Source organism: Pseudomonas sp. KD5, assembly GCF_012932895.1.
GTDB lineage: Bacteria > Pseudomonadota > Gammaproteobacteria > Pseudomonadales > Pseudomonadaceae > Aquipseudomonas.
The window spans coordinates 1-24,111 of record NZ_JDWJ01000009.1; the positions used below are offsets into that span (position 1 = coordinate 1).

Annotated in this window: 17 protein-coding genes and 4 tRNA genes; 3 read left to right on the forward strand and 18 right to left on the reverse strand. The window is 60.3% G+C overall.

The features are described 5' to 3' along the window. Positions 1–368: 368 nt before the first annotated feature. The 7 genes from AF70_RS19635 to leuC form a co-directional block, all read right to left on the reverse strand. Positions 369–3,035: a FimV/HubP family polar landmark protein gene (locus tag AF70_RS19635; RefSeq protein ID WP_019582122.1), complete on the reverse strand. Its 2,667-nt coding sequence runs from the start codon at positions 3,033–3,035 to the stop codon at positions 369–371. Between the two features lie 208 nt (positions 3,036–3,243). Beyond that, positions 3,244–4,254: an aspartate-semialdehyde dehydrogenase gene (locus tag AF70_RS19640; protein ID WP_019582121.1), complete on the reverse strand. Its 1,011-nt coding sequence runs from the start codon at positions 4,252–4,254 to the stop codon at positions 3,244–3,246. Positions 4,255–4,530: 276 nt separating this feature from the next. Then, positions 4,531–5,643, reverse strand: a complete 1,113-nt coding sequence (asd, locus tag AF70_RS19645; protein WP_007935182.1) for an aspartate-semialdehyde dehydrogenase — start codon at positions 5,641–5,643, stop codon at positions 4,531–4,533. Between the two features lie 68 nt (positions 5,644–5,711). Further along, positions 5,712–6,794 (reverse strand): 3-isopropylmalate dehydrogenase, encoded by a 1,083-nt coding sequence (leuB, locus tag AF70_RS19650; RefSeq protein ID WP_007935187.1) that lies wholly within the window; start codon positions 6,792–6,794, stop codon positions 5,712–5,714. A 51-nt stretch (positions 6,795–6,845) separates the two neighbouring features. After that, entirely contained in the window at positions 6,846–7,613 is a 768-nt protein-coding gene (locus AF70_RS19655; protein WP_019582120.1) for a class I SAM-dependent methyltransferase, read from the reverse strand. An 87-nt stretch (positions 7,614–7,700) separates the two neighbouring features. Next, positions 7,701–8,345: a 3-isopropylmalate dehydratase small subunit gene (gene leuD, locus AF70_RS19660; protein ID WP_018928097.1), complete on the reverse strand. Its 645-nt coding sequence runs from the start codon at positions 8,343–8,345 to the stop codon at positions 7,701–7,703. A gap of 11 nt (positions 8,346–8,356) precedes the next feature. Continuing rightward, complete coding sequence (gene leuC, locus AF70_RS19665; RefSeq protein WP_028939635.1) at positions 8,357–9,775, reverse strand: 3-isopropylmalate dehydratase large subunit; 1,419 nt, start codon at positions 9,773–9,775, stop codon at positions 8,357–8,359. 159 nt (positions 9,776–9,934) lie between these two features. On the opposite strand from leuC, the gene AF70_RS19670 reads away from it, so the two are divergent. Both AF70_RS19670 and AF70_RS19675 read left to right on the forward strand, forming a co-directional pair. Beyond that, a complete protein-coding gene (locus AF70_RS19670; RefSeq protein ID WP_028939636.1) occupies positions 9,935–10,825 on the forward strand; it encodes a LysR family transcriptional regulator in 891 nt (296 codons plus the stop codon). Between the two features lie 83 nt (positions 10,826–10,908). Next, on the forward strand, positions 10,909–14,187 hold the full coding sequence (locus AF70_RS19675; RefSeq protein ID WP_028939637.1) for a PAS domain S-box protein: 3,279 nt from the start codon (positions 10,909–10,911) through the stop codon (positions 14,185–14,187). Positions 14,188–14,442: 255 nt separating this feature from the next. Here AF70_RS19675 and AF70_RS19680 read toward each other — a convergent pair whose 3' ends face one another. From AF70_RS19680 to uvrB, 11 genes are all read right to left on the reverse strand, one after another. Further along, on the reverse strand, positions 14,443–14,889 hold the full coding sequence (locus tag AF70_RS19680) for an Hsp20 family protein (protein WP_019582116.1): 447 nt from the start codon (positions 14,887–14,889) through the stop codon (positions 14,443–14,445). A gap of 131 nt (positions 14,890–15,020) precedes the next feature. Next, positions 15,021–15,980: a tRNA-dihydrouridine synthase gene (locus tag AF70_RS19685; RefSeq protein ID WP_007935194.1), complete on the reverse strand. Its 960-nt coding sequence runs from the start codon at positions 15,978–15,980 to the stop codon at positions 15,021–15,023. 97 nt (positions 15,981–16,077) lie between these two features. After that, positions 16,078–16,515: a thioesterase family protein gene (locus AF70_RS19690; RefSeq protein WP_019582115.1), complete on the reverse strand. Its 438-nt coding sequence runs from the start codon at positions 16,513–16,515 to the stop codon at positions 16,078–16,080. A 48-nt stretch (positions 16,516–16,563) separates the two neighbouring features. Beyond that, on the reverse strand, positions 16,564–17,397 hold the full coding sequence (locus tag AF70_RS19695) for an alpha/beta fold hydrolase (protein ID WP_019582114.1): 834 nt from the start codon (positions 17,395–17,397) through the stop codon (positions 16,564–16,566). Between the two features lie 31 nt (positions 17,398–17,428). Continuing rightward, a complete protein-coding gene (locus tag AF70_RS19700; RefSeq protein WP_028939638.1) occupies positions 17,429–17,968 on the reverse strand; it encodes a TetR/AcrR family transcriptional regulator in 540 nt (179 codons plus the stop codon). 182 nt (positions 17,969–18,150) lie between these two features. After that, a tRNA-Glu gene (locus AF70_RS19705) sits at positions 18,151–18,226 on the reverse strand. Positions 18,227–18,306: 80 nt separating this feature from the next. Further along, a tRNA-Ala gene (locus tag AF70_RS19710) sits at positions 18,307–18,382 on the reverse strand. Positions 18,383–18,435: 53 nt separating this feature from the next. Further along, a tRNA-Glu gene (locus AF70_RS19715) sits at positions 18,436–18,511 on the reverse strand. Between the two features lie 79 nt (positions 18,512–18,590). Then, positions 18,591–18,666 (reverse strand) — tRNA-Ala (locus AF70_RS19720). Between the two features lie 189 nt (positions 18,667–18,855). After that, positions 18,856–20,337, reverse strand: coding sequence for a glutamate--tRNA ligase (gene gltX / locus AF70_RS19725; RefSeq protein ID WP_018928106.1), 1,482 nt, complete (start codon positions 20,335–20,337; stop codon positions 18,856–18,858). Between the two features lie 189 nt (positions 20,338–20,526). Beyond that, the gene (uvrB, locus tag AF70_RS19730) at positions 20,527–22,542 is read right to left on the reverse strand and encodes an excinuclease ABC subunit UvrB (RefSeq protein WP_019582112.1); all 2,016 of its coding nucleotides are present in this window, start codon (positions 22,540–22,542) and stop codon (positions 20,527–20,529) included. Between the two features lie 336 nt (positions 22,543–22,878). Here uvrB and AF70_RS19735 point away from each other — a divergent pair, with 336 nt between their 5' ends. Then, positions 22,879–24,075, forward strand: a complete 1,197-nt coding sequence (locus AF70_RS19735) for an amino acid aminotransferase (RefSeq protein ID WP_028939639.1) — start codon at positions 22,879–22,881, stop codon at positions 24,073–24,075. Positions 24,076–24,111 lie beyond the last annotated feature (36 nt).

The following is a 24,111-nucleotide window of genomic DNA, read 5'->3' on the forward strand; positions in this document are numbered from 1 at the left end:
CACTCCAAGGAAACTGGGTGAAGATGGCTCCTGGTTCCCCTGACCTCGAACTTCATGCCGCTGCAACCTTGTAATGCGAAGTCCGACTTGTCGGCTTCTCGATACTCTTCGTGGTGGGCAATGAGGCGGGGGAGCCTCTCTACAGACAAGGTCAGGAGCAAGTCCTGCCTTCAGGAGCGGTCGGCCTCCCCCAGAAACACATCTTTGAGACAACACCGAGGAGCTTAGCTGCTCTCGCCGGGTGTTCGGCCAACATACAAGGAGCGAGGCTTGCCCGCGAAGGCACTCCAACAGACGCCACCACACCCTCCCCAAACAAAAACGGCAGCCTTGATGGGCTGCCGTTTTGTTTACGCCTTACCGACGATTCACGCCAGACGCGAGAGCATTTCCTTGGCTTCGCTCTTCTGCCCCGCATCGCCCTCGGTCACCACCTCATTGAGGATGTCCCGAGCGCCGTCATTGTCGCCCATGTCGATGTAGGCCTGGGCCAGGTCGAGTTTGGTGGCGACTTCGTCAGCGCCAGAGAGGAAATCGAGCTCATCATCTGACGAGGCAAACGCATCTTCCTCGGTGAAGCTTGGCTCGCCGAGGCTCTGGGACAAACGATCCAGCTCGGCATTGACGTCGTTGAGTTCATTTTCAAAGGCGTCAGGCTTATCCGGGGTGGCGTCCATTTCATCGGCCAGCGACAGATCGAAATCAGCCGGCAACTCCAGATCGTCGAGCGGCGCCTCAGTCACCTTTGGCGCCTCAGTGACGGTCGGCGCTTCAGCGACAGGCAAGTCCTTGAGGTCGTCATCCAGGCTCAGCAGGAAGTCGTCTTCAGCCAGAGTCTCTGGGGAAGCATCGCCGCCCAGATCCATGTCCAGGTCGAAGTCCGACAGATCGTCGAGGCTTTCCTTGATTTCAGTCTGTTGTTGCAACACCGACTCAAAGCTCAGGTCGTCGTCCAGCGGAAACTCGTCCAGCTCAGCCAGAGACTCTGGTTCTGGCTCTGGCTCTGGCTCAGGCTGTGGTTGCGGTGCTGGCTCGACTGCAACCGCAGGCGTGATCGGAGTAGCCGCTTCCAGATCGTCGAGACTCAGATCGAAAGCACTGTCAAAGTCAGCCAGTGTCGGTTCCGGGGCTTGCGGCTCGTCCAGCAGCAGCTCCTTGACGTACTGCGCGTCCAGCTCGGCGGCGACAGCCGCGGCGGCCAGACCACCCACCGCCGCGACCACCATGGCCGGGAAACGGCTTTTCAGCTGTTCGACCCGGGCGAAGTTATCGCCGTTGGCCACCAGTTGACGCTCCTGAGCGACGAACGCATCGCGATCGCCCTGCTGACCGTAGACTTCCATCAGCTTCAGGCGCAGGTCGCTGCGTTGCGGCTCTTGCTTGATAGCGTCTTCCAGCAGCGCGGCAGCCTGATTCAGGCGACCGGCCGCGATGTGCGACTGTGCTTGGGCCAAGACGTCGTCAGAGCGTTCGGCGGCAGGCGCAACCAACGGTGCAGCGATCGGTGGCGTCACCACAACCGGGGCAATCACCGGGGCCGGTGCAGGTGCAGGCGTTGGCGCGGTCGCGAGTTTCACGCTTGGCGGTGGAACTTCCAGACCTTCGAAGCTGCTTTCCGGCAGGTCGAGGTCGGTGGAGAACTCTTGCTCCTCAGCCAAGGCACGGGCCATGCGCAGATGTTTTTCTGCTTCTTGCTGAGCTTTGCGGCGACGGGCCAGCAACAACAGCAAGAGCAGCAGAACCACTGCACCGCCACCCACCAGACCCAGCAGGATCGGGTTGGTCAGCAGTTCGTTGAATTTCTGCTCGTCGGACGCCACAGGCGTCGGCTCGACGGCTGGCGCCGGAACGACTTCCGGTGCGGCAGCCTCTGGCGCGGGAGCCGTCGGAGTCGCTTCAACTGGCGTTGCCGCCGGACTGGCTGCCAGCTCGGCCGACATCGCCGGAGCGGTCGTAGCTGCCGGTGCGCCCGCGCCGCCTTCGGCTTGCAGCTTGGCCAACTGATTATTCTTCAGTTCGATCAGGCGCTGCAGCTTGTCCAGCTGGCTTTGCAGGTCGTTCATGCGGCTTTTCAGTTCAGCGTTGTCACGGCGAGCCGTGTCGAGGCTTTCCTGGGTCACGGCCAGCTTGTTGCTCAAGGCTTTCGCATCACCAGCGGCACCTTTGCCACGGCCCTTGCCGGTGTCGGCAGAGACCAGGCTCAGCTTGTCCGTGGCAACTTGCGACGAAGCGCCATCACCACGAGCACGCTTGGTGGCATCGAGTTGCTGCTGCCCACTTCCGGGCTTCGCCACATAGCGACGACCGTGGCGCCATGCAGAGTTCTGCGCCGCGACTTCAGCGATGGCCTTGGGTTGCGGCAGGCTGGCGCTTTGCACCTGATCCGGCAGACGCAGCACCTGGCCGGTTTTCAGCCGGTTGATGTTGCCGTCGATAAAGGCATCCGGGTTCAGCGCCTGGATGGCCAGCATGGTTTGCTGGATCGATCCACCGTTACGCGCCTTCGCGGCGATTTCCCACAGGGTATCGCGCGACGTGGTGGTGTATTGCGTCGATTTGGTCGCACCAGTGACTGGCGCGGTCACCGTTTGGGCTGGCGCCGGTTGCGCGGCGGCATCGGCAGTTTGCGGCGAGAATTTGGACGGATCGAGCAGCACGCTGTAATCGCGCAGCAGACGACCGTTTGGCCACATCACCTGAACCAGGAATTTCACCATCGGTTCAGACAGCGGTTTGCTGGAGGTGATGCGCAGGATGCTTTTGCCGCTGGCGTTAAGCACCGGTGTGAATGTCAGGTCGTTGAGGAACGCCTGACGATCGACACCGGCCTTGGCGAAATCTTCGGGCGAGGCCAGGCTCGGCACCACTTCGGCAGCCGTGAGGTCCTTGACGTCGAGCAACTCGATTTCTGCTACCAGAGGCTGGTTCAGCGTCGATTTCAGGGTCAATTCCCCAAGCCCGAGGGCATGCGCCATACCGGAGGACAGCGCCGAGGCGGCCGCTATTGCTAACACCAGTTTGCGAACTTGAACCATAGCCTCATCCTTTGTTTGAACATTCCTCGGCCAGCGAGAAGGTGTTGATTGCCGCTGCCGTAAGGCGTTGCGCGCGACGGCGAAGGGTCGTCGCGCGCGATCGTTTCATTCATGCGACGAAAGCCCTGCGGGATGGCTCGCCTCAAGCATTCCAACCAAACATGGTGTTCGGCTGGAACCACTAGAAAAAATTGTTGCCAAGTATCTTTTACAGCAGGTCTTTTATCAACAATTCAGCCACCTGCACAGCATTGAGCGCGGCGCCTTTGCGTACGTTATCTGACGTCAGCCACACGTTAAGTTCCGCCGGGTCGTCGATCCCGCTGCGAACCCGACCAACGTAAACCACGTCCTGCCCTACCGCATCGCCCACCGGAGTCGGGTAATCGCCCGCCTCGACCAGCTCGATACCGGGCGCCGCTTCCAGTGCCGCGTTGACTTTCGCCAGGTCGACAGCACTCGATGACTGCAAGGTCACGCTATAGCTATCGCCAAAAAACACCGGGGCTTGAATGCAAGTGACGGAAATCTTTAATAAAGGCAGCGACAAGACCTGACGCAGCTCGCGCACCAGACGCTTTTCCAGCAACGTGTGGCCCTGAGCATCGGGCGCACCGACTTGCGCCAACAGGTTAAAAGCCATCTGCCGATCGAAGAATGCCGGCTCCAGCGGACGCACGTTGAGCAGTTCGGCGGTTTGCCGGGCCAGCTCGCTGACGGCTTCACGGCCCTGGGCGGATACCGCCAGGCACGCCGTCAGGCTGATGCGTTGCAGGTCGAGCAAGTCGAGCAGCGGCGCCAGCACCACCGCCAGCGCTGTCGCCGAAGGGCTTGGGCTGCTGACCTGGAAGGGCTTTTTCAGGCCAGCAAGAATTGCGGCATTGGCCTCGGGCACCACTTGCGGCGCCTGATCGGCCGGCAACGCGCCGGACAGGTCGATCAGCGAGCAACCGGCGGCCGTAGCGCGCGGGGCGAAACTGAGGGTCACCGCCGGGCCGGCGGCGAAGAACACCAACTGGACTTTGCTGAAGTCGAACTCATCGACTTCGCGCACCCGCACGTTCTTGCCGCGAAACGGCACCGAGTGTCCGGCCGATTCACTGCTCGCCAGCAGGTGCAGATTTCCGACCGGGAAGTCGCGTTCTTCGAGAATCTGGACGAGTGTTTCGCCGACAGTACCGGTGGCGCCGATCACGGCAATATCGAAGGACTGGCTCATGGTTCTACCTCTGGCGAAACGGGGGGAGCGGCACTTTACCGGGTGGTTGGTGGTGAGGCAATGAATGGGGAAGCCTTGTAGCAGCTGCCGAAGGCTGCGTTCGAGGACGAAGTCCTCGTCATGGCGATCCCGATCATTCAGGCAAACCGCGCGCGCAGGGTTTACGACCGCTGCGCAGCCGGACGCAGGCTTCGCCAGCTGCTACAGAAGTTGGATGGCGCGCATAAAAAACCCGCACCTCTTTCAAGGCGCGGGTTCTTTCATTGCATCAATCGATCAACGCTCAAGCAGGATCCGCAGCATGCGACGCAGCGGCTCGGCCGCACCCCACAGCAGTTGGTCGCCGACGGTGAAGGCACCGACGAATTGCGACCCCATGTTCAGCTTGCGCAGACGACCGACCGGCACGTTCAGGGTGCCGGTGACTTTCGTCGGGCTCAGCTCCTGCATGCTGATTTCACGGTTGTTCGGCACCAGCTTGACCCAAGGGTTGTGCTGGCTGATCAGCCCTTCGATATCAGCGATCGGCACGTCTTTGTTCAGCTTGATGGTCAGCGCCTGGCTGTGGCAACGCATGGCGCCGATGCGCACGCAGATACCGTCCACCGGGATCGGGCTCTTGAAGCGACCAAGGATTTTGTTGGTCTCGGCCTGGGCCTTCCACTCTTCACGGCTCTGGCCGTTCGGCAGCTCCTTGTCGATCCACGGGATCAGGCTGCCGGCCAGCGGTACGCCGAAGTTTTCGGTCGGGTACGCGTCGCTGCGCATGGCCTCGGCAACACGGCGGTCGATGTCGAGGATGGCGCTGGCCGGATCGGCCAGTTGATCGGCGACAGCGCCGTGAGTCACACCCATTTGCTTGATCAGCTCACGCATGTGCTGCGCGCCGCCACCGGAGGCCGCCTGATAGGTCATGGCGCTCATCCACTCCACCAGACCGGCTTCGAACAGACCGCCCAGGCCCATCAGCATCAGACTGACAGTGCAGTTGCCGCCGATGTAGTTTTTGGTGCCCGCGTCGAGCTGCTGGTCGATGACCTTGCGGTTGACCGGGTCCAGCACGATCACCGCGTCATCCTGCATGCGCAGGCTGGAAGCGGCGTCGATCCAGTAACCCTGCCAGCCGGCTTCGCGCAGCTTCGGGAACACTTCGCTGGTGTAGTCGCCACCTTGGCAGGTCAGAATCACGTCGAGGGTTTTCAGCTCTTCAATGCTGTAAGCGTCCTTGAGCGGAGCAATGTCCTTGCCCACGGACGGGCCTTGGCCACCGACATTGGAAGTGGTGAAAAACACCGGCTCGATAAGATCGAAATCCTGCTCTTCCAGCATCCGCTGCATGAGCACGGAACCGACCATGCCGCGCCAACCGATCAGACCTACACGTTTCATCGCAACTACACCTTCTTGAAAAGTGGGCCGCTGCTTTCAAGGTTGAAAATTGCAGCGGGCCAGAGAGATTACAGATTCCGCAGCGCGGCGACTACTGCGTCGCCCATTTCCTGTGTACCGACCTTGGTGCAACCAGCCGACCAGATGTCGCCCGTACGCAGACCCTGATCCAAAACCAGGCTCACGGCCTTCTCGATGGCATCGGCCGCATCCTGCAGATTGAAGCTGTAACGCAGCATCATCGACACCGACAAAATGGTCGCCAACGGGTTGGCAATGCCCTTGCCAGCGATGTCCGGCGCCGAACCGTGGCACGGCTCGTACATGCCTTTGTTGTTGGCATCCAGCGACGCCGACGGCAGCATGCCGATGGAACCGGTGAGCATCGACGCTTCGTCGGAAAGAATGTCGCCGAACAGGTTGTCGGTGACGATCACGTCGAACTGCTTCGGTGCACGCACCAGTTGCATGGCGGCGTTGTCGACGTACATGTGGCTCAGTTCGACGTCCGGGTAGTCCTTGGCCACTTGCTCGACGATTTCACGCCACAGCTGGCTGGAGGCCAGCACGTTGGCCTTGTCCACCGAGCACAGCTTCTTGCCGCGTACGCGGGCCATGTCGAAACCGACACGGGCGATACGACGGATTTCAGTTTCGCTGTATGGCAGCGTGTCGTAGGCCTGGCGCTCGCCGTTTTCCAGTTCGCGCACGCCACGTGGCGCACCGAAGTAGATACCGCCGGTCAGTTCACGGACGATCAGGATGTCCAGGCCGGCAACGATTTCTGCCTTCAGGCTGGAAGCCTCGGCCAGTTGCGGGTACAGGATCGCCGGACGCAGGTTGCCGAACAGGCCCAGTTGCGCACGGATTTTCAGCAGACCGCGCTCAGGGCGGATGTCACGCTCGATGGTGTCCCATTTCGGGCCGCCCACGGCGCCCAGCAGCACAGCGTCGGCTGCGCGTGCACGGGCCAGGGTTTCATCGGCCAGCGGCACGCCGTGCTTGTCGATGGCGGCGCCACCGATCACGTCATGGCTCAGTTCGAAGCCCAGGCTGTACTTGTCGTTCGCCAGCTCCAGCACCTTGACCGCTTCGGCCATGATTTCCGGGCCAATACCGTCGCCTGGGAGAATCAGAATCTGCTTGCTCATGCTTTCCTCATGTCATCAGTCGGCGCGCCCTGGGGCGCGCCCGGAAAAATTCTATCGTTCAGCCATCAGCACCAGCACATCGGTGCTGAACGAACCATCGGCCTCAATCTCAAAATATTCGCGCACCTCGTTGCCCATCGATTGCTGCAACTCGAGGATTGCCGCGCGCATCACCTGCGGCGTGCGCATGCGCTCGACCCAGGAGGTGTACTCCAGGCGCAACCGTTGACGCGTGGTGCTGCGGGTATGCAACCCCGCTTCGCTGACCTGACGCAACCACTCGCCCGCAGAATAATCGCGCACGTGGCTGGTGTCGCGCAGCACTTCGACGCTTTGCAGGTAAGTGTCGAACAACGGGCTGCCCGGCGACAACACATCGATGAACGCCGCCACCCCGCCCGGTTTCAGCACCCGGCGAACTTCGCGCAGGGCCACACCGAGGTCGCTCCAATGGTGCGCCGAATAGCGGCTGAAGACGAAATCGAACTCGCCATCGGCGAACGGCAGACGCTCGGCGGCGCCGTTGACCGTGGTCACATTACTCAAACCCCGGTCGATAGCAGCGGCGGCGACTACATCGAGCATCTGCTGGGACAGGTCGTAAGCGACTACTTCCTTGACCAGCGAGGCCACATGAAAACTCACATGACCGGCGCCGCAACCCAGGTCCAGTACCCGGGCTTCGCCCTGCCCCGCCAGTTCAGCCTGTAGCAGCGCGAACTCGGTGCCTTGAGCGTGTACGGCGCTGCTCAGATAGGCCGAGGCCTGTTCACCGAATTGTTTTTGGACTACTTGGCTGTGCTGGGCGGTGCTGGTCATCGGGACTTCCTTTTTAGGTTTAACCTTGCGCTGCCTGGGCCTGCCCGCGAAGAGGCCGACCCTGATTACATCGATTCCTGATCAATCTCAGGCGTCGCGAAACAACCATGGCTGGCTTGCGCGGTGTTTGGCTTCAAACGTCGCAATCGCCTCGTGATCCTGCAAAGTCAGACCGATATCGTCGAGACCATTCAACAGGCAGTGCTTGCGGAAGGCATCGATCTCGAAGCTCAACACTTTACCGTCCGGACGGGTCACGGTCTGGGCCTGCAGATCGATCTGCAACTGGTAGCCCGGGTTCGCTTCAACCTGCTTGAACAGCTCATCGACTTCAGCGTCACTCAAGATGATCGGCAGCAAGCCGTTCTTGAAGCTGTTGTTGAAGAAGATGTCGGCGTAACTCGGCGCGATGATGCTGCGGAAACCGTACTCTTCCAGTGCCCACGGCGCGTGCTCGCGGCTGGAGCCGCAACCGAAGTTCTCGCGGGCCAGCAACACGCTGGCGCCTTGATAACGCTCGGCGTTGAGGACGAAGTCCTTGTTCAGCGGGCGCTTGGAGTTGTCCTGATACGGCTGGCCAACGTCCAGATAACGCCATTCATCGAACAGGTTCGGACCGAAACCGGTGCGCTTGATCGACTTCAAGAACTGCTTCGGGATGATCTGGTCGGTGTCGACGTTGGCACGATCCAAAGGCGCGACAAGACCAGTGTGCTGGGTAAAAGCTTTCATGCTGCGCTCCTTTAGATCAATTCACGGACGTCGACGAAACGACCGTTCACAGCGGCGGCGGCGGCCATGGCCGGGCTGACGAGGTGGGTACGACCACCGGCGCCCTGACGGCCTTCGAAGTTACGGTTGGAGGTCGACGCGCAATGCTCGCCCGATTCCAAACGGTCCGGGTTCATCGCCAGGCACATCGAGCAGCCAGGCTCACGCCATTCAAAACCGGCCTCGATAAAAATCTTGTCCAGGCCTTCGGATTCAGCCTGAGCCTTCACCAGCCCCGAACCCGGCACCACGATGGCTTGCTTGATGGTCGAAGCCACTTTGCGGCCCTTGGCGATCACCGCGGCGGCGCGCAGGTCTTCGATCCGCGAGTTGGTGCAGGAACCAATGAATACGCGGTCCAGCTGAATGTCGGTGATCGCCTGATTGGCGGTCAAACCCATGTATTTCAAGGCGCGTTCGATGGAGTCACGCTTGACCAGGTCCATTTCCTTGGCCGGATCCGGCACGTTCTGGTCCACGGCCAACACCATCTCAGGCGAGGTGCCCCAGCTGACTTGCGGCTTGATCTGAGAGGCATCGAGCTCGACGACGGTGTCGAACTTGGCATCCGCATCGGAGACCAGGTCTTTCCAGGCTTCGACGGCCAAATCCCATTCCGCGCCCTTCGGAGCAAATGGACGGCCCTTGACGTAAGCCACGGTTTTTTCGTCGGCGGCCACCAGGCCAACACGGGCGCCGGCTTCGATGGACATGTTGCAGATGGTCATGCGGCCTTCAACGGACAGGTCGCGAATCGCGCTACCGGCGAATTCGATGGCGTGGCCATTACCGCCGGCGGTGCCGATCTTGCCGATTACGGCGAGGACGATGTCCTTGGCGGTCACGCCGAACGGCAATTTGCCCTCGACCGACACCAGCATGTTCTTCATTTTCTTGGCGACCAGGCACTGAGTGGCGAGCACGTGCTCGACCTCGGAGGTGCCGATACCATGAGCCAGGGCACCGAATGCGCCGTGGGTCGAGGTGTGGGAGTCGCCGCAGACCACGGTCATGCCCGGCAAGGTGGCACCCTGCTCCGGGCCGATGACGTGGACGATGCCTTGGCGGACGTCATTCATCTTGAATTCGACGATGCCGTATTCGTCACAGTTATCGTCGAGGGTCTGAACCTGCAAACGCGAGACCTGGTCGACGATCGCTTCGATGCCGCCCTTGCGCTCCGGGGTGGTCGGTACGTTGTGGTCCGGGGTCGCGATGTTGGCATCGATGCGCCAAGGCTTGCGCCCGGCCAGACGCAGGCCTTCGAAGGCTTGCGGCGAGGTCACTTCGTGGATGATGTGACGATCGATGTAGATCAGCGCAGAGCCATCGTCGCGCTGCTTGACCAAATGCGAATCCCAGAGCTTGTCGTAGAGCGTTTTGCCGGCCATCAGACGGTTTCCTCATCAGCTTGTTTCTATGCCCCGGATCTTGAGTAATTCAATAACCCCTTGGCTTGTGAGGTCGATCCTAGGGGGTTACATTAAATAACTCAAATTCATATTTTTTATGCTTTGCATAACCAACTGGAATGCCACTGAGACCTCATTATGGACCTCGCCAACCTCAACGCTTTTATCGCGATTGCCGAGACCGGAAGCTTCTCCGGCGCCGGCGAACGGCTGCACCTGACGCAACCGGCCATCAGCAAGCGCATCGCCGGGCTGGAGCAGCAATTGAAGGTGCGACTGTTCGATCGACTGGGCCGGGAAGTCGGCCTGACCGAAGCCGGCCGCGCCTTGCTGCCACGGGCCTATCAGATCCTCAATGTACTGGATGACACCCGCCGCGCCCTGACCAACCTGACTGGCGAAGTGACCGGTCGTCTGACATTGGCCACCAGCCATCACATCGGCCTGCATCGCTTGCCACCCTTATTAAGGGAGTTCACCCGACGTTACCCGCAAGTGGCGCTGGATATTCAGTTCCTCGATTCGGAAGTGGCCTACGAAGAAATCCTCCATGGCCGCGCTGAACTGGCAGTCATCACCCTTGCACCGGAACCTCACACATTGGTCAAGGCCATGCCCGTGTGGGACGACCCGCTGGATTTCGTGGCCGCCCCGGAGCATCCGCTGATCAGCAACGGCGCGGTCAGCCTGGCGGATATTGCCTTGCACCCCGCGGTTTTCCCCGGCGGCAACACCTTTACCCACCACATCGTGCAACGCCTGTTCGAGGCCCAGGGCCTGACGCCGAACATCGCCATGAGCACCAATTATCTGGAAACCATCAAGATGATGGTCTCGATCGGCCTGGCCTGGAGCGTTTTGCCGCGCACCATGCTGGATGAACAAGTGGCGCGCATACCTTTGCCGGGCATACAGCTCACTCGCCAGCTAGGCTATATCCTGCACACCGAACGGACGCTGTCGAACGCGGCAAAGGCCTTCATGGCTTTGCTGGATGCACAAATCGATCAGCCAGGGACTCGCGGCTAAGCTGTGCTTCTTCTTTTGTGCTACGCCTATAGAGCCCCAAAACCCTGTGCCTAACGCCCAATTCAGCCCAAGGCCTGTCATCCATGCCCAAATCTGTTGAACGTATGCCGCCAATGCCGCGAATTCAGGCAATTGACCCAAAACGGTCCGAGCAGAGCTGGGAAAGTGCCCCACAGTTGCTCGCGGCCCTCAATGGTGCCCGACTGGGCGCCTGGTATTGGGACATCGAGCGCGGGCAGATCAGCTGGTCACGGGGCACTCAGGCGTTGTTCGGCTTCGATCCCCGACAACCGTTGCCCGAGGATCTGGAATACCTCGACCTGCTGCCCCAGGAGGATCGGGCGAAAGCCATCCGCGCCTTCAATGCAGTGATCGCCGGCGCCCCGCTGGAGCAGGCCATGCACCACCGCATCCGCTGGCCCGACGGCAGCCTGCACTGGCTGGAAATCAACGGCAGCCTGCTACCGGACAAAAACGGCCGGCCACGAATGATCGGGGTCATCCGTGAAATCACCCACCAGCGCCAGCGTGAACAAGCGCTGAGCAGCTCGGAAAAACGCTTCGCCACGCTGTTTCACCTGTGCCCGAACATGGTGCTGCTGACCCGACAGGAAGACGGCCTGATCAGCGAAGCCAACCAGTACTTCGAAAGCCTGTTCGGCTGGCCGGTGCAAGACGCAATCGGCCGAACCACGCTGGAACTGGGCCTTTGGGTCAACCCGGAGCAACGGGCGGAACTGGTCAAGGCCACCAAGGCCAAAGGCGAGCTGATCAACATGGAGGTGCAATTTCGCGCCAGCAATGGGCAGGTTCACGACGGCATTCTCAGCGCACAAAAGGTCGAGCTCGAAGGCCAGCCCTATCTGCTGAGCACATTCCTTGACACTACCGAACGCAAAATCGCCGAGCACGCCCTCAAAGACAGCCAGGAACGCCTCGACCTGGCCCTCGATTCAGCACAACTCGGCACCTGGGACTGGCACATCCCCAGCGGCATGCTTTATGGCTCGGCGCGGGCCGCTCAGCTGCACGGGCTGGAGCCCAAACCCTTCCATGAGTCCTTCGATGCGTTTTTCGAAGGTGTACCCGGCGAAGAACGCGACACCATGCGCGACGCTTACCGCAGCTTACGCGAAGGCCCGGCCGGCAATTATCAACTGACCTACCGCGTGCAACTGCCGGACGGCAGTTCGCGCTACCTGGAAAGCCGCGCCAGACTCTACCGCGATGATGACGGCAATCCCCTGCGCATGGCCGGCACGCTGCTGGACATCACCGAGCAAGTGGAGCGCGAACAGCAACTGATAGCGTCGGAAGAGAAATTTGCCACGTTGTTCCAGGTCAGCCCCGACCCGATCTGCGTCACGCGCCAGGACACCGGCCACTTCATCGAGATCAACTCCAGCTTCACCCAGACGTTCGGCTGGAGCACCACCGACGTCATCGGCCGCAGCGCCGACGAAATCGGCCTGTGGGACGCCTCGGCGAAAAGCCTGCAAAGGATCGAGCGGGTCATCCGCGAACAGGGCCTGAACAATGTGGCGATCATCGTTCAACACAAGGACGGGCAATCCCTGACCTGCGTGATCTCCAGCCGCCAGATCAGCGTCGGCGACCAGCCGTGCATCGTCACCACCCTGCGCGACATCACCCAACAGCAACGCTCGGAAGCGGCGCTCAAGGCCAGCGAGGAGAAGTTCGCCAAGGCCTTCCACTCAAGCCCCGACGCCATCACCATTACCGAGCGAGACACTGGACGCTATCTGGAGGTTAACGACGGCTTCTGCCGCCTGACCGGCTACCGTGCCGATGAAGTGGTGGGCCGCACGGTGTATCAGGTCGGCATCTGGGCCGAGGAGAAACAACGCTCGGCGTTGCTGGCCGAACTACAGATCAAGGGCCGGGTTCACCACCTGGAAATGCTCGGGCGCAACAAGCGCGGCGAGTTGCTGACCGTCGAAGTCTCGGTGGAACCGATCACCCTCAACGAAACCGCCTGCCTGCTGCTGACCGCCCGGGACGTCAGCCTGCTGAAAAATGCCGAAGCGCAGATCCGTCACCTGGCCTACCACGACCCGCTGACCAACCTGCCGAACCGCGCGCTGTTGATGGACCGCCTGAGCCAGCAGATCGCCCTGCTCAAGCGCCACAACTTGCGTGGCGCCCTGATGTTCCTCGACCTCGACCACTTCAAGCACATCAACGACTCCCTCGGCCACCCGGTGGGCGATACGGTGCTGAAAATCATCACCGCGCGCCTTGAAGCCAGCGTACGCATGGAAGACACCGTCGCACGCCTGGGCGGCGATGAGTTCGTGGTGCTGCTCAGTGGCCTGGAAGGCTCGCGCAGCGACGTCAGCGCTCAAGTCCGGGAACTGGCGGATACCTTGCGCGAATTGCTGTCCGAACCGATGTTCCTCGATGGACAGCGCCTGCAAGTGACGCCGAGCATCGGCATCGCGCTGATCCCCGACCACGGCTCGACCCCGACCGACCTGCTCAAGCGCGCCGATATCGCCCTCTATCGCGCCAAAGACTCGGGCCGCAACACCACGCAGATGTATCACAACACCATGCAGAAGGCCGCCAGCGAACGCCTGCGCATGGAGACCGACCTGCGCCTAGCCCTTTCCCGGGGTGAATTCAGCGTGCAATACCAGCCTCAGGTGGACGCCCGCAACAACCGCATTACCGGCGCCGAAGCCCTGGTGCGCTGGCACCATCCGCAACTGGGCGCGCAATCGCCGACCGAGTTCATCAAGGTGCTGGAAGACAGCGGGCTGATTCTGGAAGTCGGCACATGGATCCTCGACGAAGCCTGTGCGGCCTTCAAAAGCCTGATCGCCAAAGGCCTGATCGACCCGCTCAATTTCAGCCTGTGCGTGAATATCAGCCCGCGACAATTCCGCCAGAACGACTTCGTCGAACGCATCGAGCACAGCCTCGGCAGCCACGACCTGCCCTGCTCGTTACTGAAACTGGAAATCACCGAAGGCATCGTCATCCAGAACCTGGACGACACCATCAGCAAAATGCGACGCCTGAAAAAACTCGGCGTGAGCTTTGCCATGGACGATTTCGGTACCGGTTACTCCTCGCTGACCTACCTCAAGCGCCTGCCGGTCGACACCCTGAAAATCGACCAGTCGTTCATCCGCGACGCCACCACCGACCCCAACGATGCCGAAATCATTCGCGCCATCGTCGCCATGGCCCGCAGCCTGGAGCTGGAAGTGATTGCCGAAGGGGTGGAAACCGAGGAGCAACTGGAGTTTTTGCAAGGGCTGGGCTGCCATTTGTATCAGGGGTATTTGCACAGCAGGCCGTTGCTGGTGGAGGAGTTTCAGAAACTCCTCAAATAAACCCGTAGCAGCTCCGCATTCGACTGTAGCAGCTGTCGAGCCAGCGAGGCTCCGTTCGGCTGCGAAGCAGTCGTAATCCAGTCAATACCATTTAGCTGAAAGAACGCGGTGGCAGGTTTTGCGACTGCTACGCAGCCGAACGCAGCCTCGCGGGCTCGGCAGCTGCTACAAATAGGTGTAAATCTTATTCAGGACGGGATAACGGACAAAAAAAGGGCGCCAGTGGATGGCGCCCTTCTCATTTGCTCTGACCGATTAGTGTTGCAGAGCCGGTTTTTCCGCCCCATTGATCGGGATGCGTTTGGCTTTCGCTTCTTCCGGGATTACACGCAGCAGATCGATACTCAACAAACCGTTGCGCAGTTCGGCGGCCTTGATTTCGATGTGGTCCGCCAGACGGAACGACAGTTTGAAGGCGCGCTGTGCGATGCCCTGGTACAGGTAAGTGACGTTTTCGTCCGCGTCACGTTTGCCGCCACTGATGGTCAGTACACCTTTTTCTACTTGCAGGTCCAGGTCGTCTTCCTGGAAACCGGCGGCCGCTACAACGATGCGGTATTGATCATCACCGTATTTTTCAACGTTGTAGGGTGGATAGGTGCTGCCTGGCTCATTGCGCAGGGCGGTTTCGAACAGGTCGTTGAAACGGTCGAAACCTACCGAGGAACGGAACAGTGGGGCCAAGGAAAATGCAGTACTCATGATTCAAATCTCCTGAACATAATCAGCAAGTTTTTTTGTCTCCGCGACCCGAATTCGGCATCGCGTAATCCTTAGATAAGGACCGCTGATTACTTTTCAAGAGATTATTTTCAGATTTTTTTCAAGCCGATTCAGGCGGCTTCAGACACCTGCAACCCCAGTAAACGCGAGACCTGATCCAGTTCGGTTTCACGTCGCAGCACGCTGAACAACTCTACCGCTTCAGGATAATTGCGGGTTAGCATCGCCAGCCATTGCTTCAAGCGACCCGGCGATTGGCGTGGTGTCATCTGGGCCTTGGCTTGCAGCCAGAAATCCTGAATCAGCGGCAGCAGCTCGGCCCAGGTCATCTCGACGACCTCCTCACCGGCGCGGGCGGCGGCGATTTGTCGGGCCAAGTCCGGACGCGACACCAGGCCGCGGCCGAGCATGATGTCTTCGACGCCGCTGATCTCGCGGCAACGGCGCCAGTCCTCGACGCTCCAGATGTCACCGTTGGCGAACACTGGCACCTTGACCACGTCCTGCACCCGCGGGATCCACTCCCAGTGAGCTGGCGGCTTGTAGCCATCCGTTTTGGTCCGTGCGTGAACCACGATGTGCGCCGCACCGCCTTCGGCCAGGGCTGTGGCGCAAACCAGCGAGCCATCGGGACTGTCGAAGCCCAGGCGCATTTTGGCGGTCACTGGAATGTGTGCGGGCACCGCGCGACGGACATGTTCGACGATTTCGTTGAGCAGCTCAGGCTCTTTGAGCAGAACGGCGCCACCACGCGACTTATTGACGGTCTTGGCCGGGCAGCCAAAGTTCAGGTCGATGACTTCGGAACCCAATTCGCAGGCCAGTGCAGCGTTTTCCGCCAGACACACCGGATCGGAGCCAAGCAGTTGCACCCGCAGCGGCACGCCAGAGGCGGTACGGGCGCCCGTCAGCAGTTCCGGGCCGAACTTGTGGTAGTAGGCAGGCGTGAGCAGCTGATCGTTGATCCGAATGAACTCGGTTACACACCAATCGATACCGCCCACACGGGTCAGCACGTCCCGCAGGATGTTGTCGACCAACCCCTCCATGGGCGCCAAAGCAATTTGCATGAAAAACACACTCGACGAAAAACGTGCGGCAGTTTACTGGTTTCGGCGTGCAGAAGGTATTTCGTCAGACCGGGCGGTGGCAAATGTGCGGACTGTGTCAACTTGGAACTTGCAACGCCGAGCCGTAGCCCTCGATGAATTCCGCCGGCATGCGCTTGGGCTTGCCGGTCGACAGTTCGATGCACACGAACGTGGTCTGCGCCCGCAGCAACGTTGAGTTGTCACTGGGGCGGATCAGCTGGAAGTGTCGGGTCATTCTCAGGCGCTGGTCCCAATCGACGATCCAGGTCGCCAATTGCAGCTCATCACCTTCGTAGGCCGCCGCCAGGTAATCGATCTCGTGCCGCACCACTGCCATCGCCCGGTCCAGCCGCCGATACTCGACCAGGTCCAGGCCCAGCCGCTGCGAGTGACGCCAGGCACAGCGCTCGAGCCAGGTCACGTACACCGCGTTGTTCGCGTGACCCAACCCGTCGATGTCTTCGGCGCCCACTTCCAGATCAATGATAAACGGCGTTGCCCGATCCCAGCCCATGCCCCACTCCCGGTCAGATTATTTCGACCGGGGCAGTGTAACGGAAGCTCAGGCCGATTGGCGCGACTGCAGGCTACGACCGGCCAGCAGCGAGAGCACGCCATCGATTACCCGCGGATCGGCCAGGACCCGCTGATGACCGCCCTCTTCCAGGCGCAACAAGCGACTGTCGAACCAGGCTTCGTGAATCAATTGGGACTCCTTGACCGAGACAAAGCTGTCGTCCTCGGCATGGACAATCAGGCCTGGCATGTCGAGCTGATAGTGCGCGACATCCAGCGCAGCAGCACGCATGCCAACGTCTTTTTCGACCTGACGAATGAACGCCGAACGGGCTTTGGGCGGCAGGCGTACATAGCGCGCAAAACCGCGCAGCACCCCAAGGATTCGCGCCGGGGCGGCGATCGAGACCAGGGTTTCGGTGCGCAAGCCCAACTGCACCGCGAGCATCGCACTGGCGCCGCCCATCGAGTGACCGATTACCGCTTGCAGCGGCGGTAGTTCAGCAGCTGCTTCAAGCATCGCCCGGGCGAACAGCACCACATTGGCTTCGCGTCCAGGCGAGCGACCGTGAGCCGGGCCGTCCAAGGCGACCACGGTGTAACCGGCATCGACCAGCGCCGTGATCAGCGCGGCAAACTGCGTTGGCCGGCCTTCCCAGCCGTGCATCAACAACACTGCCGGGCCCTGTCCCCAACGCAGCGCCGAGAGGCCGAAGCGCAAGGTGATCCGCTCGGATTTCGCCAGCAGCGGCAATTCCCAATCACGCGGCGGCAACTCCCGCGGGGTCATGAATGCCAGACGCATCTTGCTCGCCACCAGCTTCGGTGCGAACCAGCCCAAGGTGCCATTAACGCCACGAACCCAGCTCAACGCGTTCATCGCTCATCTCCTCAGGCTGGATGCCTTTAGGTCACAGCACCGCCGATTTGGCGGCGCGCAGCAATCGATCGGACAACTCTCCCGGCCCCAGCGCCCGCGCCAGCGCCAAACCACCCACCATCAAGGCGATGTCGGCCAAGACCTTGTCGATGTCTTCCGGGCAGGCTGCCAACTGCGCGACCATCAATTCAATATGTTCATTCAACGCCACACGAAATTCGTCCGGCAGACGGCCCAGTTCACTGATCGACGCTGGAACCGGGCATGCCTGCTCGGTGGAATCACGGTGTTTGCGCGACAGGTAGAACGCTGCGACCAACGCGCGACGCTCTTCGCCGGTCAACTCGGCATCCATGTCGGCGATCAAGTCACGACGATGGCTGAGCAGCTGCTTGAACGCTTCCAGCATCAACGCGTCCTTGCTCTCGAAGTGCGCGTAGAAACCGCCGACCGTCAGGCCGGCCGCGCCCATCACTTCGCCCACGCTCGGCTCGGCCGGGCCGCGCTGGATCAGCGCTGCACTGGCAGCCTTGAGGATGCGTTCGCGGGTTTGAGCTTTTTTATCGTTCATCGTTGCCTCCGAATATTACGACTAGAATATTATTCTCATAATAATTTTTCGCAAGTCGTGGATGTGACCGCTGGTCTGAAGAACAGTTTTGGGGAAAAAGGAGATTTGGCCAAACGCCAGACAAACAAAAGGGCCATTCAATAATTGAATGACCCTTAAAAATCCCGCAAAGCGGGTAATCGTGGCGTCCCCTAGGGGACTCGAACCCCTGTTACCGCCGTGAAAGGGCGGTGTCCTAGGCCACTAGACGAAGGGGACGCAAACCCTTCTATACAACTGATCAGTGCTGAGAGCTGATCGATTCAAGGCCGGTGTGGCCAGACCTTGAACTGTAAAATTGGTGGAGCTAGACGGGATCGAACCGTCGACCTCTTGCATGCCATGCAAGCGCTCTCCCAGCTGAGCTATAGCCCCGGATTTTTCGCCTCGCGGCGGAGCGACATCTTGCAACATCGCTTCTGTAAAACTGGCGTCCCCTAGGGGACTCGAACCCCTGTTACCGCCGTGAAAGGGCGGTGTCCTAGGCCACTAGACGAAGGGGACGCAAACCCTTCTATACAACTGATCAACGCTGAGTGTTGATCGCTTCAAGGTCGGTGTGGCCAGACCTTGAAGTGTAAATTGGTGGAGCTAGACGGGATCGAACCGTCGACCTCTTGCATGCCATGCAAGCGCTCTCCCAGCTGAGCTATAGCCCCTCATCGCTGAGGACGGGGCGAATCTTAATGGCGCATCGGAAAGCTGTCAAACTTATTTTTCAAAAAATTTAAAATTTTTTGCCGACATAACAATCACTTACCGCCCTCCCCCCGTAAATTCGGGGGAAGCGCCGAAGATCAGGATCAAAAGATCGCGGCCTCCGGCAGCTCCTACAGAGTCAAACGCCGTCAGGCAATCGCGCCCAGAAGCTTTTCCCACTCTTTGTTTTCTTTCTTCGACACGCCGCCCAGCAGGTCAATGGCCTGGCGCAGACGGAAACGGGTCAGGTCCGGACCGAGGATTTCCATCGCGTCGAGCACCGATACCGAACTGGCCTGCCCGGTGATCGCAGCAAACATCAGCGGCATGGCGTCACGCAGCTTCAGCTCCAGGGATTCGACCACCGCCTGAATCGTTGCGGTGATGCTGTCCTTCTCCCATTGACGCAGGCTTTCCAGCTTCCACAGGATCAATTGCATCAACTGACGAACCTGATCGCCCGAGAGCTTCTTGGATTCGAACAGTTTAGCGTCCGGATTCACGCCACCAGCGAAGAAGAAGCCAGCCAGCGGTGCGACCTGGCTGAAGGTTTCAACCCGGCCCTGCACGTGCGGCGCGATCTTCATCATGTATTCAGGGTTCAGCGCCCACTTCTGCACGCGAGCGGCGAACTCTTCCACCGGCAGGTCACGCAACCACTGGCCGTTGAGCCACGACAGTTTCTCGATGTCGAAAATCGGCCCGCCAAGCGAGACGCGGCTCAGGTCGAAGTTGTCGACCATTTCCTGCAGGGAGAACTTCTCGCGCTCGTCCGGCATCGACCAGCCCATGCGGCCCAGGTAGTTGAGCATCGCTTCCGGCATGAAGCCCATGCGCTCGTAGAACGTCACCGAGGTCGGGTTCTTGCGCTTGGACAGCTTGCTCTTGTCCGGGTTACGCAGCAGCGGCATGTAGCACAGCTGCGGCTGTTCCCAGCCGAAGTACTCGTACAGCAGGATCAGTTTCGGTGCCGAAGGCAGCCATTCTTCACCGCGCAGCACGTGAGTGATGCCCATCAGGTGGTCATCGACCACGTTGGCCAGGAAGTACGTCGGCAGGCCGTCGGTTTTCATCAACACTTGCATGTCCATGCGATCCCACGGGATCTCAACGTCGCCACGCAGCATGTCCGGCACCACGCACACGCCTTCGGTCGGCACTTTCATGCGGATCACGTGAGGTTCGCCAGCGGCCAGGCGGCGCGCGACTTCTTCCTTGGACAGCAACAGCGCACGGCCGTCGTAACGCGGGGTCTCACCGCGGGCCATTTGCTCGGCGCGCATCTGGTCCAGTTCTTCGGCAGTGCAGAAGCACGGGAAGGCATGGCCCATGTCGACCAGTTGCTGGCAGTACTTCTGGTAGATATCGCCGCGCTCACTCTGACGGTAAGGACCGTGCGGGCCGCCGACATCCGGGCCTTCGCTCCAGTCGATACCCAACCAGCGCAGGGCGTCGAAAATCTGCTGTTCGGACTCGCGGGTCGAACGCAGTTGGTCGGTGTCTTCGATCCGCAGGATGAACTCACCGCCATGCTGCTTGGCAAAGCAGTAGTTGAACAAAGCGATGTAAGCGGTACCTACGTGGGGGTCCCCGGTAGGCGATGGCGCGATGCGAGTGCGGACGGTGGTCATGGCATGTCTCAAAAAGAATGAAAAGCAAAGATCAAACAAGGGGCGAATGGTAACAGGCGATAGCCGCCCGGCTCCAGTGAGTGCGGGATTTAAGCGCTGCAGGAGTCGCCAAGGCTGCGATCTTTTGACTTTGCCTGTAAAAACAAGATCAAAAGATCGCAGCCTTCGGCAGCGTCTACAGAGGGAACGTCAAACCGCGATCAACCGCTCCCGCAGCTTGCCGATTTCGTCGCGCAGCTGCGCCGCGGCTTCGAATTCCAGGTCGCGGGCGAGCTGGTACATCTTCTCTTCCAGCTGACGAATGCGCTTGGTGATCTCGCTTGGCGAGCGCAATTCGGCTTCGTATTTGGCGCTTTCCTCGGCGGCCTTGGCCATGCCTTTGCGCTTCTTGCTGCGCGAACCCGGCACAGTCGCGCCTTCCATAATGTCGGCAACGTCCTTGAACACCCCTTTGGGCGTAATGCCGTTGGCCAGGTTGAAGGCGATCTGCTTGTCGCGACGACGCTCGGTTTCGCCGATTGCCCGCTCCATGGAACCAGTAATCCGATCCGCATACAGAATCGCCCGGCCATTAAGGTTGCGTGCCGCCCGGCCAATGGTCTGGATCAGCGAGCGTTCGGAGCGCAGGAAGCCCTCCTTGTCCGCATCAAGAATCGCCACCAGCGAGACTTCCGGCATGTCCAGGCCTTCACGCAGCAGGTTGATCCCCACCAGCACATCGAAGGTGCCGAGGCGCAAGTCACGGATGATCTCGACCCGCTCCACGGTGTCGATGTCCGAGTGCAGATAACGCACGCGCACGCCGTGATCGGCCAGGTAATCGGTCAAATCCTCGGACATGCGCTTGGTCAGCGTGGTGACCAGCACCCGCTCTTCCAGGGCTACGCGCTTGGTGATTTCCGAGAGCAAGTCGTCGACCTGAGTCAGCGCCGGACGGATTTCGATCTGCGGGTCCACAAGGCCAGTCGGGCGCACCACTTGCTCGACCACGCGCCCTGCGTGCTCAGCCTCGTAATTGCCCGGCGTGGCCGAGACAAATATTGTCTGCGGGCTGATGCCTTCGAACTCGTCGAAACGCATTGGCCGGTTATCCAGCGCCGATGGCAGGCGGAAGCCATATTCCACCAGCGTTTCCTTACGGGACCGGTCGCCCTTATACATGGCGCCGACCTGCGGCACGCTGACGTGGGATTCGTCGATCACCAGCAAGGCGTCGGCCGGCAGGTAGTCGAACAAGGTGGGCGGCGCCTCGCCGGATGCACGGCCCGACAGGTAGCGCGAGTAGTTTTCGATGCCGTTGCAGTAACCCAGCTCCAGAATCATCTCCAGGTCGAAACGAGTGCGTTGCTCCAAGCGTTGGGCTTCCACCAGTTTGTTGTTGGAACGCAGGTATTCCAGGCGTTCCTGCAACTCGACCTTGATCCCCTCCACGGCGTCGAGCAGGGTTTCCCGAGGCGTCACGTAGTGGCTCTTCGGATAGAAGGTGAAGCGCGGCAGCTTGCGGATGACTTCGCCCGTCAGCGGATCGAAGGCGGACAGACTCTCCACCTCGTCATCGAACAGCTCGATGCGGATCGCCTCAAAATCGGATTCCGCCGGGTGGATATCAATCACATCGCCGCGCACCCGGAAAGTCGCCCGGGCGAAGTCCACGTCGTTGCGGGTGTATTGCAGGTCGGCCAGGCGACGCAACAAGGCACGCTGGTCGAGCTTGTCGCCGCGATCCACGTGCAACACCATCTTCAAATAGGTTTCCGGGCTGCCCAGACCGTAGATGCACGACACCGTGGTGACAATGATTGCGTCTTTGCGTTCCAGCAGCGCTTTGGTCGCGGACAGGCGCATCTGCTCGATGTGGTCGTTGATCGAGGCGTCCTTCTCAATGAAGGTGTCGGACGACGGCACATAGGCTTCGGGCTGGTAGTAGTCGTAATAGGAGACGAAGTATTCAACGGCGTTGTTCGGGAAGAACGCCTTGAACTCGCCGTACAACTGCGCAGCCAGGGTCTTGTTCGGCGCCAGCACCAGCGTCGGGCGCTGCACTTGGGCGATCACGTTGGCGATGCTGAAGGTCTTGCCCGAGCCGGTCACACCGAGCAGCGTCTGGTGCGCCAGCCCGGCCTCGATGCCCTCGACCATCAGACGGATGGCTTCCGGCTGATCGCCGGCGGGCTCGAAGCGGGTGACTAGCTGGAATTCAGACATACATACCTCTGGTTCACTCTTGCCCGGTTACACCGGACAGGAACGAGAAAGACCGCAAACGACCGATGTCGCCCGAGGAAAAAACTGGATTGTGCTCAATGTGGAGCCGATTGCCATCCCTTTCAAGGCAAACGTCCTACATCGGGTAAAACCTTTGACGACGTCACTCAAACAGCGATCGAAAAATAATTGGAAAAACTTACCGTAAAAACCGAATCGCCTGTCGCCATCAATCGCTGATGGCCTCTATACTAGCTCCCCGTTTGTGCACCGCTCTAGTGCATTCGGCTGGAGCGCGACACGTCCCTCCACACTCCATTCAGAGCCGCCGTAATAATGAGCCTGTTCTCCGCTGTCGAAATGGCACCACGCGATCCAATCCTGGGCCTCAACGAAGCATTCAATGCCGATACCCGTACCAACAAGGTCAACCTGGGGGTCGGTGTTTACTGCGACGAGCAAGGACGAATTCCTCTCCTGCGCGCCGTTGTCGAAGCCGAGACGATTCGCGCCGCTCAACACGTTTCCCGTGGCTACTTGCCGATCGACGGCATCGCCGCCTATGACCAGGCCGTGCAGAAACTGCTGTTCGGCAATGATTCGCCGCTGATCGCTGCTGGCCGGGTCATCACCACCCAGGCCGTCGGCGGTACTGGCGCGCTGAAAATCGGTGCCGATTTCCTCAAGCAACTGCTGCCGAACGCCGTCGTGGCGATCAGCGACCCGAGCTGGGAAAACCACCGCGCACTGTTCGAAACCGCCGGTTTCCCAGTGCAGAACTATCGCTACTATGACGCCGCCACCCACGACGTTAACCGCGCCGGCCTGCTGGAAGACCTGAACGCCCTGCCGTCCGGCTCCATCGTTGTGCTGCACGCCTGCTGCCACAACCCGACTGGTGTCGACCTGAGCCCGGCGGACTGGAAAAACGTACTGGAAGTAGTGAAAGCCAAAGGTCACGTGCCGTTCCTCGACATGGCCTACCAGGGCTTTGGCGACGGTATCGATGAAGACGCCGCTGCCGTGCGCCTGTTCGCCGAATCGAACCTGACCTTCTTCGTTTCCAGTTCGTTCTCCAAATCCTTCTCGCTGTACGGCGAGCGCGTTGGCGCTTTGTCGATCGTCAGCGAATCGAAAGAAGAAAGCGCTCGCGTGCTGTCGCAAGTCAAACGCGTGATCCGCACCAACTACTCCAACCCGCCGACCCACGGTGCAAGCATCGTCGCCGCTGTGCTGAACAGCCCGGTATTGCGTGCCCAGTGGGAAGAAGAACTGGCAGAAATGCGTCTGCGGATTCGCGGCATGCGCACCCAGATGGTCGACCTGCTGGCGAAAAACGCTCCACAGCGCGATTTCAGCTTCGTCGGTCGCCAACGCGGCATGTTCTCCTACTCCGGCCTGACGGTTGAGCAAGTGACCCGTCTGCGCAACGAGTTCGGCATCTACGCCTTGGACACCGGCCGCATCTGCGTTGCCGCGCTGAACCAGAGCAACATCGACGCCGTGACCAAGGCCATCGTTCAGGTGATCTGAGTCGTCGCGTGACATGAAAACGGGAAGCCAAACTGG